A 15,633-nucleotide genomic window follows, 5' to 3' on the forward strand; every position below is an offset into this window, starting at 1 on the left:
TATCTCGGCGAAAGGGGTTCTCTATCTCGCGGTCAGCCCTCCCAGACCTGCTCGCGGAAGCCGGACCAGACCTGCTTGTCCGAGGTGGCCCCCATGAGGCCGATCCGCGCGTCCGTCAGACCGAGCAGCATCTCGACCGGCGACGCTCCCGCCGCGATCTTCTCCCCCAGCTCGGCCCAGTCGTCGCCGTCGGGCAGGTCCGCGTGGATGGACGAGATGTACATCTGCGCGTCGCCCTCCATCGACACGTAGTCCGCGTCGGTGACGGTGCCGCCGACCTTGCCGTCGTTGTCGGCGTAGGTCTTGAGCCAGAACCCGGGCACCTTGACGTAGTCCACGTCGATCCGCAGCGCGTCACGGCGGGGACCGCCGTTCGTCACCGGCACGTTGACCACGTCGATGCCGTTGATGCCGGTGAGCGGGAGCTGCAGGTCCCGCGTCTCCAGCTCGCCGTCGACGGAGAACACGTTGGCGTCCTCGCGCGTGCCGCAGTCCCCCGGCAGCGAGACGTTGATGTCGTAGTCGCCGCCGAACGTGATCCGCGCGCAGGGGCCGAGCTCGAGCTTGAACTCCTTCTCGACGTCGTCCTGCGCCTGCTCCTCGGCCGGGGTGTCCTCGTCGGCCTTGCCGCCCTTGTCGGCGTCCTTGCCGTCGGCGTCCTTCGCATCGGCGTCCTTCGGGGCGCCTCCCTCTGCGTCGGTCGGGTCGGCGGCCTCGCCGCCGGCCGTCCCGTCGCCGGCGGACGCGCCGTCGTCCGTCGCCGCGGTGCCGCCGTCGTCGGTCGCCTCGCCGGAGCCTCCGGCGTCCTCCGACACGGACGGCGAGGGGCTGGGCGTCGGCTCGGCCTCGTCGTCGCTGCCGCAGGCCCACTCGAGCCAGCCCAGCGGGTCCCAGCAGTCCGACGCCGAGCGCACCTGCGACGCGGGCGCGGCGGCCGCCTCGACCGTCGTCGCCCCCGTGCTCCCCAGCGCGAGCACGACGACCGCGGCGGCGACGGCCACGTGCCGCCCGCCGCGGGCGGGCTCGTCGTCGAACGGCAGGATCTCGGCGAGGCCGACCTCCTGCACCTCGCGCGGGTCCGCGGGCACCGCGGTCGCGGCAGGGTCGGACGACGCCGCGGGCGCCTCGTCCGTCCCGCCGTCCGTCGCCGGCCCCGCCTCGGCGTCCTCGGCGGCGGGTCGCGGCATCCACGACACCGCGAGGATGCCGCCCACGACGCCGAGGACCATGCCGACGCCGAAGCCGCCCAGGTTCACGCCCAGCAGGGAGTAGACCGAGATCGCCAGGGTGATGACCCCGTAGAACACCCGGAACTGCGGCTGGGTCGTCACCAGGACACCGAGGAGCACCAGCGCCACGGGCAGCAGCGTGGACTGCATGCCCTCGATGCCGAGCTGGATCTCGAAGTTGTCGATCTGCAGCCGGCCGGAGAACCACAGCACCACACCCGACAGGGCCGCCAGCGTGCCGCCCCAGAAGGGCCGGCCCCGCCGCCAGGCGGCGAACCGCTGGCGGCGGGTGGCCGGCACCTCCGGGGTCGACGCCACGGACGGCTCAGCGGTCGACCCCGTGGACGCCTCGGGGATCGAGGTGTTCTCGTCGTCGCTCACGCGTGCTCTCCCTGGTCGCCGGGGCCGCTCAGAAGCACTCGGTGCCGTCGGAGATCTTGAGGTGCAGGTCGGTGAGCGTGAAGACCGCGGCCGACGTGCTCGTCGAGACCTGCTTGAGGTCGTCGATGGTGATCGCGTCCGAGTCCATGGCGAAGTCGCCCTTGCTGCCGTGCGCCTTCGTGTTCACGGTGGAGGCGTCGACGCCGATCCGGATCTGGTTGAACTGCGCGGTGCCGCGCAGGTCGCTCATGCCGATCTGCAGGTCGGTCGCCTTGACCGGGTTCTTGGGGTCGGTCCCCGCGGAGATGAGCAGGCCCAGCGGCATACCGGGGACCTTCACCGACTGGCACAGGTTGTGCAGCGTCGCGTCCTTGATGTTGGCGATCGCCACCGGACGCGACTTGCCGTCGGCGTCCTTGGACTCGCCGGCGTACTGCGAGAATCCGGTCCCGTCGAGCTTGTCGGCCGCGATCTTGAACTGCTGGCCCGAGATCGCCATCGACACCGGGACGGCGCCCTGGGCGACGCCGCCCATGAGGACGCCGATCACCGCCACCGTCGGGACCGCCGCGAGCATCGCACGGCCTCGACGCGTGCGCGTCAGTGCGCTGAGCTTCATTTCCCCTCCACCAAGACGACATGGCGACCCCTGTGTCGCCGACGAGTGGCGACGGTACGCCCCTTACTGAGGCGGCGTCAATAGCAATGGTTGCCCGCGGCGCTTCACCCTCCGGGCGGCGCCGTCACCTCGCGAGACGGCCATATGCTCGGGGCATGGCAGCCGCGCGACGCACCCGGATGAGCCCCGACGAACGCCGGCAGCAGCTCGTCGCGCTCGGCGTGGCGGCGCTGGCCGACCGTCCCCTGGAGGCCGTCACCGTCGAGGACCTGGCCGCCCAGGCCGGGGTCTCCCCCGGGCTCGTCCACTACTACTTCGGCAACCGGCAGGGCCTGCACTCCGCCATCGTCCGGACCGCGCGCGACGCGATGCTGCACGCCACGCAGCCGCGGCCCGAGCTGCCGCCGCGCGAGCGCCTCCGCGACACCCTCGACCGGTTCGTCGAGTTCGTGCACGACCACGACGCGACGTTCTACTCGCTCGTGCGCGGCGCGGCGTCCGGCGACGAGCACGTGCGCGCCACCATCCAGCACGCGCGCGACGTGCTGGCCGGGCACCTGCGCGACGCCTTCCAGGAGATCGGCGTCGCCCCCACCCCCCTGCTCGAGGTCGCGCTGCACTCGTGGATCTCGTTCGCCGAGCAGGCGCTCGTCGAGGCCGCGACCGACCCCGAGATCTCGCCGTCCGACCTCGCCGACTTCCTCGAGCGCAGCGCGCTCGGCGTCCTCGCCGCCCTGCACCCCTCGGCCGGCTGACGGGGGCGGACGCCGTGGGCGGGCATCTGGCCCTGTTCCGCGACCGGAACAGGGCCAGATACCGCTCACCACCCCCCGAGTGGTCCGCGGACGACAAAGCCCCGCGGACCGCGACGGGGAGGGGGAGTCGTCGCGGGCCCGCGGGGCTGCTGCGGCCGGCCGGATGCGCGTGCCGGCCGGCCGCGGCTCGGTCGCGGCTCAGTTGTTGCCGCTGCCGCCCTGGAGCAGGTCCTCGAGCCAGCCGGGCAGGTTCCCCGGGTCCGACGAGTCGGAGCCGCCCTGGCCCTGCTCCTGGTCCTGACCGTTCTGGTCACCCTGGCCGTCCTGGCCGTTCGGGTCCTGACCCTGCTGGTCGTCCTGGCCGTTCTGGCCCTGGTCGCCCTGGCCGGTCGTGGCGGACTCGTCGCGGACGGCGAGGGTCACGTCGACGGTCTGCGTCTTGCCGTCGCGGACGTAGGTCAGCGTGACCTTCTGGTCGGCCGCCTTCTCCCGGACGTACGCCGTGAGCGACTCGGCGCCGTTCACGGAGTCGTCGTCGATCGCGACGATCACGTCGCCGGCCTGGAGGCCGGCGTCCGCGGCGGGAGACCCGGACGACACCTCGACCACCTTGGCGCCGCGGCGCGTGACGCCGTCGGCCGTGGCCGTCGCGTCCTGCATGGTCACGCCGAGGAACGCGTGCTCCGCCGAGCCGTCCTTGATGAGCTGGTCGGCGATGTTCGACGCGAGGTTCACCGGGATGGCGAACCCGAGCCCGATCGAGCCGGACTGCTCGCCGCTCATGCCGCTCGACATCGTGGCGATCGACGACGTGATGCCGATGACCTGGCCCTGCGCGTTGAACAGGGGGCCGCCGGAGTTGCCGGGGTTGATCGCGGCGTCGATCTGGATCGCGTTGGTGACGACCTGCGTGCTGCCGTCCTCCCCCGACGCCGAGACCGGGCGGTCCACGGCCGACACGATTCCGGTGGTGGCCGTGTTCGCCAGGCCGAGCGGGTTCCCGACGGCCAGCACGGCGTCGCCCACCGTGACGTCGTCGGACGAGCCGAAGGACGCGGGCTTCAGGTCGTCCGGCGGGTTCTTCAGCTTGACGACGGCCAGGTCGGTGGTCGGGTCGGTGCCCACGATGGTCGCCTCGTACAGGCGGCCGTCGGACAGCGTGACCTGCACGGTGTCGTTCTGCGCGCCCGAGACGACGTGGTTGTTGGTGACGATGTGGCCCTGGTCGTCGTAGATCACGCCGGAGCCCTCGGCGCCGCCGGCCTGGCTCTGCACCTGGATGGCGACCACCGACGGGGCGACGGCCGTCGTGACGGCCTCCCAGTTCGGGTTGTTCGACGTCGAGTTCTTGACCGGGGCCTCGTCGGTGGCCTGCGAGCTCGCGCCGACGTTCGCCAGCGACGACGGGTTGCCGGCGTCGAACGCGCCGGTCGCCGCCGCGGTGCCGAGGCTCGCGAGGACGGCCGCGATGACCGCCGCGCTGGCTACCGGGACCCAGACGGACCGCTCGCGCTTCGTGGCGGTCCCTCCCCCGGGTCCCTGCTGCGGGGACGTCTGGTTCAGGCCGTAGGGGTTGCCCGGGCCCTGGCCGTACGGCTGGCCCTGCGGGTGCTGGCCCTGCGGGTGCTGGCCCTGCTGCTGGTGCTGCTGCTGCTGGTACTGCTGCGGCGCGCCCTGCGGGTGCTGGGACTGCTGCTGCGCGTAGTACGGCGACCCGGCCGCCATCTGCCCGTACCGCGGCTGCTGCGCGCCGTACTGCTGCGACGCCTGCTGCGGAGCGGGCGGCTGCGGGGGCCCCTGCTGGGGCGTCCCCTGGGTGGGGAGCTGCTGGGTCGGCTGCACGGTGAGGTGCTGGGTGTCCTGCGTGGCCGGCTGCGACGCGGTGCGGTCCGCGGCGCCCGGCTGCTCGGCCGGCCGCTCGGTCGGCCGCTCAGCGGGGTTCTCGCTCCGGTTCGGCTCGTCGGCGCCCGACGGCTGCGGTGCGCCCGGGGTGTCGGTGCTCATGGTGCCCTCCTCGATGTGTGCCCCTAGGAGACCACCCCATCCTGGCGTGGTGCTTGGCTCAACCTGAGAACTTCCTGCGAATCGTGACGGCGCAGGTCAGAGCGTCTCCCGCACGGCGTCGGCGACGCGCGCCGCGAGGTCCCGCGTCTCGGACAGCCGGTCGGCGCGCGAGACGTGCACCTCGATCACCTGCACGCCCCGCGTCGGCGCCTGCAGGGCGTGCCGCAGCGAGCCGACGTCGAGCACGAGCTGATGGTCCACGCCGTACCCGGCGCACAGCTGGGCCAGGTTCGCTCCGTGCGGGGTGCCGAAGACGCGCTCGAAGGTGGCGGCGCCCCGCGCGGACGACGTCGCGAGCTCGCCGTGCTCGAGGGTGGCGAAGATGGACCCGCCGTCATCGTTCACCACGACGACCTCGAGGTCGACGGGCGGCTCGTGCGGCCCGCGCAGCAGGCCGCCGGCGTCGTGCAGGAAGGTGAGGTCGCCGACCAGCGCGCGGGTGCGGCGGCCCTGGCGGGCGGCGGCGTGCGCGACGCCCGTCGCGGTCGACACGGTGCCGTCGATGCCGGCCAGCCCGCGGTTGGCGAGCACGTCGGGCAGCTCGCCGGCCTGGGGGTGGTCCAGCCCGAGCACGAGGTCGAGGTCCCGCACGGGGTTGGACGACCCGACGACGAGCAGGTCGTCGGGCCCGAGCACGGACGCCACGGCGCGCGCGACGGCGAGAGCGGCATGGGGGGCCGTCAGCAGCCCCTCGGCGACGGCGGCGTCCGCGGTCGCGGCGTCCACGACGGCGGCGGCGGCGCGTCCGGCGGCGCGCCACCGGTCGAGGAACCCGCCGTCGCCCTCGGAGCCGGCCCCGACGGGCGTCGTCGGCGACGACCACCGGTCGGCGAGCGCAGGGACGACCAGCTCCGCGTTGCGGGCGGCGTCCGGCCACGGCCCGCCGTCGGGCGCGACGACCGTGACGACGACGTCGGGCCGCCCCAGCAGCCGCTGCACGGGGCGGGACAGCGTCGGGCGCCCGAAGACGACCACCTGCTCGACGGCGCGGGTCAGCTCCTCGACGCCCAGCACCGAGCGGTAGGCCGCCACCGCGTTCGGCCCGCCGCACGCGCCCGACGACGGCTCGGCGAGCAGCGGCCAGCCCTGCGCCTCGGCGACGGCGCGCGCGACCGGCCCGGCACCGTCGCCGGCGACGACGAGCGTGCGCGCCGGATCTCCCTGCAGGGCCGGGTCCCCGCCGGGGCCCGGGGCGGGCGGGGCGACGGTCGTGCGGCGGAAGCCGGCGGGCCAGGTCTCCGCGGGCGGGAGCGGGGCGAGCGGCACCGGCGGGTGCAGCGGGTCGCGGAACGCGACGTTCACGTGCACGGGGCCGGGGTGCCGGTCGCGCAGCCCCTGCGCCGCCGCAAGCGCTCGGCCGAGCGCGCCGAGCAGGTCGCGCACCTCGCCGTCGCGCCCGTCGGGGGCGGGGAGGTCCACGGCGTACCGCACGGCGGTCCCGAAGATCCCCACCTGGTCGGTCGTCTGCGAGGCCCCGGTGCCGCGCAGCTCGTGCGGGCGGTCGGCGGCGAGCACCACGAGGGGCTCGCCGGAGTGGTGGGCCTCGAGGACCGCGGGATGGAGGTTGGCCACGGCGGTGCCGGAGGTCGTGACGACGGCGACGGGGCGCGGCACCTGGACCGGCTCGCCGCCCGCGTGCCGGAGCACGGGCTCGCTGCCGCGCGCGAGGCCCAGCGCGAGGAAGCCGGCGGTCCGCTCGTCGACGCGCACGTGCAGCGTGAGCAGGCCGACGTCCGCGGCCTCGGCGAGCGCGTACGCGAGCGGGGCCGACCGGGAGCCCGGAGCCAGCACGACGTCCCGCACGCCCTGGAGCGCGAGGTCGGCCACGATCGCCCGCGCCGCGACGATCGACGGCGGCAGGGCGGCGCTCACGCGGCCTCCTCGAGCAGGGCCGACAGGCGGGCGTACCTGGCCAGCCAGCGGTCGCGCGTGCCCGGGTCCGGCTGGGCCGCGGCGAGGGCGGCAGGGTCGGGCGCGGGGCGGCGCACGGGCAGCGCGCCGTCGACGGGCAGGAGCGGGTCGGCGACGACGTCGTGGACGAGGAGCTGCGAGGTCGCGAGGCCGCACGCGTAGGGCAGCTCCGGCAGCGCGGCCGCGAGCGCCACGCCCGCGGCGAGCCCGACCGACGACTCGAGGGCCGACGACACGACGACCGGCAGCCCCACCCGCTCGGCGAGGTCGAGGCAGGCGCGCACGCCGCCCAGCGGCTGCACCTTGAGCACGACGACGTCCGCGGCGTCCTCGCGCACCACCCGCAGCGGGTCCGCGGCGCGGCGGATCGACTCGTCCGCGGCGACCGGGACGGGCGAGCGCAGCCCGCGCCGGACGGCGGCCAGCTCGGGGACGGTGGCGCACGGCTGCTCGACGTACTCCAGACCGCCCGCGGCGGCGTCGAGCACGGGGATGCGCGCGAGCGCCTCGTCGGTGGTCCAGCCGCCGTTCGCGTCCACGCGGACGGCGGCGACGCCCGGGCCGTGCAGCTCGTCGAGCACGGCGCGGACGGCGGCGACCCGGGCCTCCTCCGCCTCCAGCGGCTCGAGCGCGCCGGGGCGTCCGGCGATCGACGGGTCGCGCTGCGCGACCTTGACCTTGGCGGTCCGGCAGCCGCCGGACGCGAGCACGATCTCCCGCGCCCGCTCAGGTCCGACCGCCGGCACGGTGACGTTCACCGGCACGCGGTCGCGGACCGGGGCGGGGAAGCCGACGTCGGCGGCCTCGCGCGCGGCGCGCAGCCAGGTCGCGGACTCCGCGTCGTCGTAGTCCCAGAACGGGGACAGCTCGCCCCAGCCGGCGTCGCCCCGCAGCAGCACGCCGTCGCGCACGTCGAGGCCGCGAAACCGGGTGGTCAGCGGGGTGCGGTACACGATCTCACGCAGCAGCTGCACCCGTTCAGGTTACTGGCCGGCACGGGAGCCGGTCGCAGGACGCGGGCACGCCAGGACGCCAGGTGGCCCTCGCCCCGGAGGTCGCCCGGCGGTCAGTCGGTGAAGTCCGTCAGCTCCGGCACGTACGACAACGGGCTCGGAGCGGGACGGCCACCGATGCGCTCGGCGTCGCGGCGGACCGTCTCGGCGTCGTACACGAAGATCTCGTGCGCGACGTCCTCCGGGTCCACCACGTCGTCGTCCGGTTCCCGCACGCTCATGCCTCCAGGGTGCGCCCGCTCTCGGCGCGCGGTCGGGAGGAGCGCCGGGCGTGCCGCGACGGGCCGCGCCCCTGTCCCCGCGCGGTGGCCACGCAGCGGTTGCACGACGAGGCCAGGTGCGAGACGGTCGGACGCCGTCCCACCTGGGCACACGGAGCTGGCGTCAAAGTCACGGACGGGGTTGTGCAGTGAACGAGCAATCGGGCAAGGTCGAACAGCGCGGCGCGAGGCGGCACGCGCACGACGCGGCGGACAGGGTCGGGCGCGCGCTCAGGTCGCCCACCGCCGAGGTCGTGCCGCACCCCGCACTGGACTACCCGATCGGGATCGACGAGCATCGGCGCAGCCCGATGGACTGGATCGTCTTCGGGGTCACCGCCGCCGTGGCCGTCGCCTTCCTCGTCTGGGGTTTCGTCGACACCGACGGACTGGCCAGCGCCTCCAGCTCGGCCCTGGGCTGGGTGACCACGAACATGGGCTGGCTCTTCGTGCTGACCGCCAGCCTGTTCGTCGTGTACAGCCTGTGGTTGGCGATCAGCAGGTTCGGCGCCATCCCGCTCGGCGCCGACGGCGAGGCACCCGAGTTCCGCACGGTGTCCTGGGTGGCGATGATGTTCTCCGCCGGGACGGGCATCGGGCTGATCTTCTGGGGCGTCGCCGAGCCGCTCGCCCACTACGTGGACCCGCCGCCGGGCACCGTCGACGCCGGCGACCCCGAGGCCGTCCAGCACGCGATGTCCACCACGATGTTCCACTGGACGCTGCACCCCTGGGCGATCTACGCCGTGGTCGGGCTGGCGATCGCCTACAGCGCCTACCGCAAGGGCCGCAAGCAGCTGATCTCCTCGGTGTTCGAGCCGCTGCTGGGCCGGCACGCGCACGGCCCGGCCGGGAAGGTCATCGACATGCTCGCGATCTTCGCGACGCTGTTCGGCTCGGCCGCCTCGCTCGGGTTGGGTGCGCTGCAGATCAAGAGCGGCCTGCAGGTCGTCGGCTGGGCCGGCGACGTGGGCAACGGCGTCCTGGTCGCGATCATCGCGGTGCTCACGGTCTGCTTCGTGCTCTCGGCGGTCTCGGGCGTCGCCCGCGGCATCCAGTGGCTGTCGAACATCAACATGGTGCTGGCCCTGGCGCTGGCGGTGTTCGTCTTCGTGGTCGGGCCGACGGTGTTCATCCTGAACCTCATCCCGAACTCGATCGGCACCTACTTCCAGGACCTGGCGATGATGGCGGCCCGGACCGGCGCCGACAGCTCCTCCACCCCCGGCGGTGTCTCCACCAGCGACTGGCTCGCGCAGTGGACCGTCTTCTACTGGGCCTGGTGGATCTCCTGGACGCCCTTCGTCGGCATGTTCATCGCCCGGATCTCCCGCGGCCGGACGATCCGCCAGTTCGTCGGCGGCGTCCTCCTGGTGCCGAGCCTGGTCACCATCGTGTGGTTCTGCGTCTTCGGGGGCGCGAGCCTCTTCCTCCAGAAGGGCGGCACCGACATCGCCGGCGCCGGGGAGACGGAGGCGCAGCTGTTCGGGATGCTCGGCGAGTACCCGTGGCAGTCGCTCACCACCGTGGTCGTGATGATCCTGGTCGCGATCTTCTTCGTCTCCGGCGCGGACGCCGCCTCCATCGTCATGGGCACGCTGTCGCAGCGGGGCAGCGCCGAACCGAGCCGTCCCAACGTCGTCTTCTGGGGTGTCGCGACAGGTGCGGTCGCCGCGGTGATGCTGCTCGTGGGCGGGAACGACGCGCTCACCGGCCTCCAGAACCTCACCATCCTGGTCGCCCTGCCGTTCGTGGTCGTGATGGTGCTGCTGATGGTCTCGCTGACCCGGGACCTCAGCCAGGACCCGATGATCGTCCGGCAGAAGTACGCCCGGGAGGCCGTCAAGCAGGCGGTCATCGCCGGCGTCACCGAGCACGGGGACGAGTTCGCGATCGCGGTCGAGCCCTCCGACCGGCCGATCACGCCCGAGGGCGTCGAGGTGCCCGACGAGGTCGATCTTCCTGGCGACGTGATGGCCCGCGCGGAGCCCACCGACGGGGTCGACGGCGAACCCGAGGAGCCGCAGCACTGACGCGGGCGGCGCCGGAACCTGCGGGGCGCGCCGACACCGGGCCCCGCACCCGTCCCGGCGGGCTCCGTGGGCAGCTACGCGCGAGCCTCGGCACCGTCGGCGGCCGAACGCAGGATCTGGACGACCCGCGGCACGGCGGTGCCCTGCACCCGCGCGGCGCCGACGACGACACCCCGGGCCCCGGGGTGCGCCGACGTGCCGGACAGCGGCTCCGCCGGCACGCCGGCGCCGCGCAGCGCGGACACCGCCCGCGCCTCGCCGTCGCCGTCGGGCAGCCGCACGACGAGGTGCAGGCCTGCGGCGACGCCCTCGACGGGGAGGTGCGGGGCGTCGCGCGCGAGCGCGTCGAGCAGCAGCCCCCGACGGCGCTTGTACGTCAGCCTGGCCCGGCGCAGGTGCCGCGCGTACGCGCCGTCGGCGATCAGCCGCGCGAACGCGGCCTGCTCAGGCACCGAGCAGCCGAGGTCGGCGCGGCGCTTGGCGTCGACGAGCGCCTCCCGCACCCCGGCGGGCGCGACGACCCAGCCCAGCCGCAGCGCCGGGGACAGCAGCTTGGACACCGAGCCGAGCAGCGCGACGCGCTCCGGGTCCAGGCCGCGCAGGGCGCCGACGGGTTGCCGGTCGTACCGGAGCTCGGCGTCGTAGTCGTCCTCCAGCAGCAGGCGGCCGCCGTCCTGCGCCCAGGCGACGAGCTCGCGACGCCGGTCGGGCGCCAGGACGACTCCGAGCGGGAACTGGTGTGCGGGCGTCACGACGGCCGCCGCGGCGTCGGGCAGGGCGTCGGTCCGGAGCCCGCGGTCGTCGACGGGCACGGGGACGACCTCCAGGCCCGAGTCGCGCAGCTGTGCGACGACGCCGGGCGACGCGGGGTCCTCGACGACCACCCGTCGGCCGCTGCCTCCTCCCGCGAGCACCTCGCCGAGCAGCGCCAGCCCCTGCGCGACGCCGCTCACGACCACCACGTCCTCGGCCTCGACCGGGGCGGCGCGCGCGGTCCGCAGGTGCGCGGCGAGCGCCTGGCGCAGCCCGAGCAGGCCCTGCGGGTCCGGGTAGCCCAGCTCCGCGTCGGGCAGCTCGCGCATCGCGTCGCGCACGGCGCGCGCCCAGGCCGCGCGGGGGAAGAGCGCCGGGTCGGGCGCCCCGACGCTGGCCGGGCGCTCCGCCCCCGGGCCGGGGCCTGCCGGCCTGGCGGCCGCGCCGCGGGGACGCCGGTCGAGGTCGGCGACGACGACGCTCGAGCGGGGCCGGCTCTCGAGCACCCCCTCCCCGACGAGCTCGTCCACCGCCGCCGCGACCGTGCCGCGCGCGACGCCCAGCCCCGCCGCCGCGGTGCGCGACGACGGCAGCGTCGCGCCGGGCTCGAGCCGCCCCGTCGCGACGGCGTCCCGCAGGCCGTCGCGCAACCAGGCACCCACGTCGGTCGGCGGACGCGCGCCGAGCACGAGGAGCAGGTCCTCCGGCTGCAGCCGCCTCATCACGTCACGCTCCTCGTCCGGCCGCACGTCCGCATCCGGCCACCTGCGGCATCCGGCCACCTGTGCCATCTGGACACCTGTGCCATCTGGACCAGTGAACCAGCACCGAACTGGCCCTGCCCGCCGGTCCAGCGCGCTCGTAGCGTCGACGGCATGACCACCTCGACAGGCGCCGCGGGCGCCGCCACCGCCGTCACGTCGCCGGGGACGGGCGACCTCGCCGGCGCGTACGCCCGCTGCGCCGCCGCGATGGCACTCGTCGGCGCGTCGTTCACCGCCTCCGCGGCGCTCTCCGACTACCCCCTGGCGGGCGGGCAGGCAGTCCGCTACGGCGTCGCCGCCCTGTGCCTGCTCGCCGTGATGCGGTGGCGATGGGTCGCGCTCGTGCTGCCCCGCCCGCGCCAGGCCGCCCGCCTCGTCGCGCTCGCCGCCACCGGGCTCACCGGGTTCAGCGCGTTCGTCGTCCTCGCCACCCGGCACGCCGAGCCCTCGCTGGTGGGTGCGGTGGTAGGTGCCACGCCCGTCGTCCTGGCCGCGACGCAGGCCGTCCGCGAACGGCGGCTCGCCCCACGGACCCTCGCGGCGGCGGTCGTCGTGACAGCGGGGGTGGCGCTCGTCGACGGCCTCGGGTCGGCCGACCCGCTCGGGCTGGCTCTCGCGGTCGGGGCGCTCGCGTGCGAGGCGGCGTTCTCGCTGCTCGCCGTGCCGCTGCTGCCGACGCTGGGACCGCTGCGCGTCTCGGCGTACGCCTGCGTCGCGGCGGTCCCGCAGCTCCTGCTGCTCGGCCTGCTCGCGCCCGGGCCGCTGCTCGCCGCGCCCGACGGCGGCGAGCTCGCGGCCCTGGCCTACCTGTCCGTCGTCGTCACCGCGGTCGCCTTCCTGCTCTGGTACACCGGCCTCGCCCGGGTCGGCCCCGCCCGCGCCGGGCTCTTCGCGGGGCTGATGCCCGTCGCGGCCCTCGCGGCCTCCCTCGCGCTCGGTGTCGAGGCTCCGACGGCGCACGGCGTCGCGGGAGCGCTCGTCGTCGCGGCGGGTCTCGTGCTGGGGCTGTCGTCGTCGCGCCGACGAGCCGCGCCGACGAGCCGCGCCGACGAACTAGGGTGACGGCGTGAGCAGCGCACCTCTCCCCCGCACCGTCTCCCACACGTTCGACCCCGCGCGATGGCGCGAGGTCGCCGGGTTCGAGGGCCTCACCGACCTCACCTACCACCGCGGCGTGGCGCGCGACGCCGACGGCGCCGTCGTGCGCGACCTGCCCGTGGTGCGCGTCGCGTTCGACCGCCCCGAGGTGCGCAACGCGTTCCGCCCGCACACCGTCGACGAGCTGTACCGCGTGCTCGACCACGCCCGCATGACCTCCGACGTCGGCACCGTGCTGCTCACCGGCAACGGCCCGTCCCCGAAGGACGGCGGCTGGGCGTTCTGCTCCGGCGGCGACCAGCGCATCCGCGGCCGCTCCGGCTACCAGTACACGACCGCCGACGACGGCGGCGGCGAGGAGCACGGCGCGGACGCCGTCGACCCCGCCCGCGCCGGGCGCCTGCACATCCTGGAGGTGCAGCGACTCATCCGCACGATGCCGAAGGTCGTCGTCGCCGTCGTGGACGGCTGGGCCGCGGGCGGCGGGCACTCGCTGCACGTCGTGGCGGACCTGTCGATCGCCTGCCGCCAGCACGGACGGTTCAAGCAGACCGACGCGGACGTCGGCTCGTTCGACGGCGGCTACGGCTCCGCCTACCTCGCGCGCCAGGTGGGGCAGAAGCGCGCCCGGGAGATCTTCTTCCTCGCCCGCGAGTACTCGGCGGACGACGCCGAGCGCTGGGGCGGCGTCAACGAGGTGGCCGAGCACGACGACCTCGAGGGCCTGGCGATCGAGTACGCGCGCACCATCGCGGGCAAGTCCCCCCAGGCGGTCCGGATGCTGAAGTTCGCGTTCAACCTCGCCGACGACGGCCTCATGGGCCAGCAGGTCTTCGCCGGGGAGGCCACGCGCCTCGCCTACCTCACCGACGAGGCCGTCGAGGGCCGCGACGCCTTCCTCGAGAAGCGCGACCCCGACTGGTCGCGCTTCCCGTACGCCTTCTGACCCGACGCCTTCTGACCCCGGGTGGCGCGCACGGACGACGCCGGGGCGGCCAGGTTCGCGGTCGATCGCCGGCGCCGCCTCGACCACTGACCGGCGAGCGCCCCCGGCGATTTCTCACCCGGGTGCGGCGGCGGTGACCACGTCCGGGCCGCCGCGCCGCGGGTAGCCTCCCGTCATGCCGCCGAGGTTCCGTCGCGCCGAGCCGATGACCACCTTCGAGCTCGTGCCGGACGACGAGCGCGAGGACGGGCCCGACGACGCCCCGGACGACCCGGAGCCCGGCGCCGCCCGACGACGGCTGGCTGCCCTGCGCGGCCGCGCCGTCACCCGCTGGCGCGCCCTGTCCCGTCGCGGCCGCGTCGTCGTCGCGGCCGGCACCGCCGTCGTCGTGCTCGCCGCCGCCACCGCGGTGGCCGCCCCCGGCCTGCTGGACGCCCGCGCGGAGCGGCTGCGCGCGGAGGCCGTGCAGGCCCTGCCCGGGGCCGTCGGCGACCTGTCCGAGCCGCTGACCGAGACGTGGCAGCTCACGAACGGCAACGGCAGCCTGGCGACGCTGCGCGGCGGCCTCGTGCTCACGACGGAGGGTACGGCCGTGTCGGCGCTCGACGCTGGCACCGGCCGCGAGACGTGGCGGCACGACGTCGGCACCTTCCCGACGTGCGGCCCGCAGCGGGGCTACCAGACCGACCCGGTCCCGCCCGCCGCCGTCGTCGTCTGCGTCAGCGGCGACCCGGACGACCGCACCGTCACGGTGCTCGACACCGCCGGCACGGTCGTGGGCGAGCGGTCGATCGGCCCCGCCAGGATCGACACGTTCGGCGACGGGGGGCCGGACGGCGCCCCCGTGGTGGTGCCCGCCGCCGCCGGGGCGGTCGCGGTGGTCGACGGCATCACGGACGCCACCGCGCCCTGGCCGGCGGACGACCTGCCCGGCGCGGACACCCTGCGCGAGCTCCGCGCCGACGGCTGGACGGACCCGACGCTGCGCGTGGAGGACGCGCTCACCGGCGAGGTGCGGGGCGAGGCGACCGTCCGGCTCCGGCCGGAGGACCTCGGGGAGTGCGGCATGGTGCAGGACGAGGGCACCGCCGCCGAGCTCATGACGGAACCCCAGGTCGACGCGTCCCCGTCGATGACGGTGCTCTCCGTGTGCGGCGGCGCGGTCCGCCTCACCCCCGACGGCACCGTGCTCGACGCCGGGGCCGACGGCCAGTGGGCGATGCCGCTCCCCGGCGGGCGGCACGTCGTCCCGGGCCAGGACGAGAGCACCGTGCTCGACGGCGACGGCACGGTCGTGGCCACGGTGCCGGGGTGGTCGGTCCCGCCGACGGTGGACGACGCCCCCGGCTCCTCCTACCTCGCGCTGACGGGGGTGGGCGAGGGCCCGTCGGCGCTGCGCCTCGCGTCGTTCGCCCCGGACGGTGCGGAGCGGTGGGTCGCGACGGTCGACGACCTGGGCGGCGTGCTCGCGCGGGTCTCGGGCGTCGTCGTCGTGCAGGATGCCGACGGGTTCGTCGGTCTCGACGCGCGGACCGGCGACGAGGTCTGGGCGCGTGACGACCTGCTGCAGGTCTCGGGCTACGGCTCGGGCGACTGGGTCGCGGGGGCGGTCACCGACGGCACCCGCCTGCTGGTCGGCATCGGTGGCGACGGCGAGCACCACAGGCTGGTCGCCCTCGACCTGCGGGACGGCACGACGGCGTGGGAGCGGCGGAAGCAGGCCGGGTTCCTCGAGTGGCTGATGGCGATCGACGGCCACGTGGTGGCCTTCGACGGCGTCGTCCACGGCCTGGGCTGACGGCCGCCG

General features: G+C 75.3%; 12 protein-coding genes. 5 read left to right on the forward strand and 7 right to left on the reverse strand.

The window, feature by feature from the left end:
• Nucleotides 1-32 precede the first annotated feature (32 nt).
• Both ACQP6G_RS13565 and ACQP6G_RS13570 read right to left on the reverse strand, forming a co-directional pair.
• Nucleotides 33-1,610 (reverse strand): DUF6114 domain-containing protein, encoded by a 1,578-nt coding sequence (locus ACQP6G_RS13565; RefSeq protein WP_429764932.1) that lies wholly within the window; start codon nucleotides 1,608-1,610, stop codon nucleotides 33-35.
• 28 nt (nucleotides 1,611-1,638) lie between these two features.
• Nucleotides 1,639-2,229 carry a DUF6230 family protein gene (locus ACQP6G_RS13570; protein ID WP_429764934.1) on the reverse strand — a complete coding sequence of 197 codons (591 nt, stop codon included), beginning with the start codon at nucleotides 2,227-2,229 and terminating at the stop codon, nucleotides 1,639-1,641.
• 155 nt (nucleotides 2,230-2,384) lie between these two features.
• On the opposite strand from ACQP6G_RS13570, the gene ACQP6G_RS13575 reads away from it, so the two are divergent.
• The gene (locus tag ACQP6G_RS13575) at nucleotides 2,385-2,984 is read left to right on the forward strand and encodes a TetR/AcrR family transcriptional regulator (protein WP_429764936.1); all 600 of its coding nucleotides are present in this window, start codon (nucleotides 2,385-2,387) and stop codon (nucleotides 2,982-2,984) included.
• A 198-nt stretch (nucleotides 2,985-3,182) separates the two neighbouring features.
• On the opposite strand, the gene ACQP6G_RS13580 is transcribed toward ACQP6G_RS13575, so the two are convergent.
• From ACQP6G_RS13580 to ACQP6G_RS13595, 4 genes are all read right to left on the reverse strand, one after another.
• On the reverse strand, nucleotides 3,183-4,988 hold the full coding sequence (locus ACQP6G_RS13580) for a S1C family serine protease (RefSeq protein ID WP_429764938.1): 1,806 nt from the start codon (nucleotides 4,986-4,988) through the stop codon (nucleotides 3,183-3,185).
• Nucleotides 4,989-5,084: 96 nt separating this feature from the next.
• Nucleotides 5,085-6,920, reverse strand: coding sequence for a 2-succinyl-5-enolpyruvyl-6-hydroxy-3-cyclohexene-1-carboxylic-acid synthase (gene menD, locus ACQP6G_RS13585; protein WP_429764940.1), 1,836 nt, complete (start codon nucleotides 6,918-6,920; stop codon nucleotides 5,085-5,087).
• A complete protein-coding gene (locus ACQP6G_RS13590) occupies nucleotides 6,917-7,933 on the reverse strand; it encodes an o-succinylbenzoate synthase (protein WP_429764942.1) in 1,017 nt (338 codons plus the stop codon). Before ACQP6G_RS13590 ends, menD begins: the two co-directional genes overlap by 4 nt.
• A 92-nt stretch (nucleotides 7,934-8,025) precedes the next feature.
• Nucleotides 8,026-8,193 carry a hypothetical protein gene (locus ACQP6G_RS13595; RefSeq protein WP_429764943.1) on the reverse strand — a complete coding sequence of 56 codons (168 nt, stop codon included), beginning with the start codon at nucleotides 8,191-8,193 and terminating at the stop codon, nucleotides 8,026-8,028.
• A gap of 350 nt (nucleotides 8,194-8,543) precedes the next feature.
• Between ACQP6G_RS13595 and ACQP6G_RS13600 the strand changes: the two genes are divergently transcribed.
• Complete coding sequence (locus ACQP6G_RS13600; protein WP_429765195.1) at nucleotides 8,544-10,265, forward strand: BCCT family transporter; 1,722 nt, start codon at nucleotides 8,544-8,546, stop codon at nucleotides 10,263-10,265.
• Nucleotides 10,266-10,339: 74 nt separating this feature from the next.
• Here ACQP6G_RS13600 and pdxR read toward each other — a convergent pair whose 3' ends face one another.
• Nucleotides 10,340-11,740: a MocR-like pyridoxine biosynthesis transcription factor PdxR gene (gene pdxR / locus ACQP6G_RS13605; RefSeq protein ID WP_429764944.1), complete on the reverse strand. Its 1,401-nt coding sequence runs from the start codon at nucleotides 11,738-11,740 to the stop codon at nucleotides 10,340-10,342.
• A 153-nt stretch (nucleotides 11,741-11,893) separates the two neighbouring features.
• On the opposite strand from pdxR, the gene ACQP6G_RS13610 reads away from it, so the two are divergent.
• The 3 genes from ACQP6G_RS13610 (at nucleotide 11,894) to ACQP6G_RS13620 (ending at nucleotide 15,624) form a co-directional block, all read left to right on the forward strand.
• Nucleotides 11,894-12,844, forward strand: coding sequence for a DMT family transporter (locus tag ACQP6G_RS13610; protein ID WP_429764946.1), 951 nt, complete (start codon nucleotides 11,894-11,896; stop codon nucleotides 12,842-12,844).
• 4 nt (nucleotides 12,845-12,848) lie between these two features.
• A complete protein-coding gene (locus tag ACQP6G_RS13615; RefSeq protein ID WP_429764948.1) occupies nucleotides 12,849-13,826 on the forward strand; it encodes a 1,4-dihydroxy-2-naphthoyl-CoA synthase in 978 nt (325 codons plus the stop codon).
• A gap of 175 nt (nucleotides 13,827-14,001) precedes the next feature.
• Nucleotides 14,002-15,624 carry a PQQ-binding-like beta-propeller repeat protein gene (locus ACQP6G_RS13620; protein ID WP_429764949.1) on the forward strand — a complete coding sequence of 541 codons (1,623 nt, stop codon included), beginning with the start codon at nucleotides 14,002-14,004 and terminating at the stop codon, nucleotides 15,622-15,624.
• The last annotated feature ends 9 nt before the right edge of the window (nucleotides 15,625-15,633 follow it).

Origin of the sequence: Isoptericola nanjingensis, assembly GCF_050311635.1 — a bacterium.
In the GTDB taxonomy this organism is placed as follows: domain Bacteria; phylum Actinomycetota; class Actinomycetes; order Actinomycetales; family Cellulomonadaceae; genus Isoptericola; species Isoptericola nanjingensis.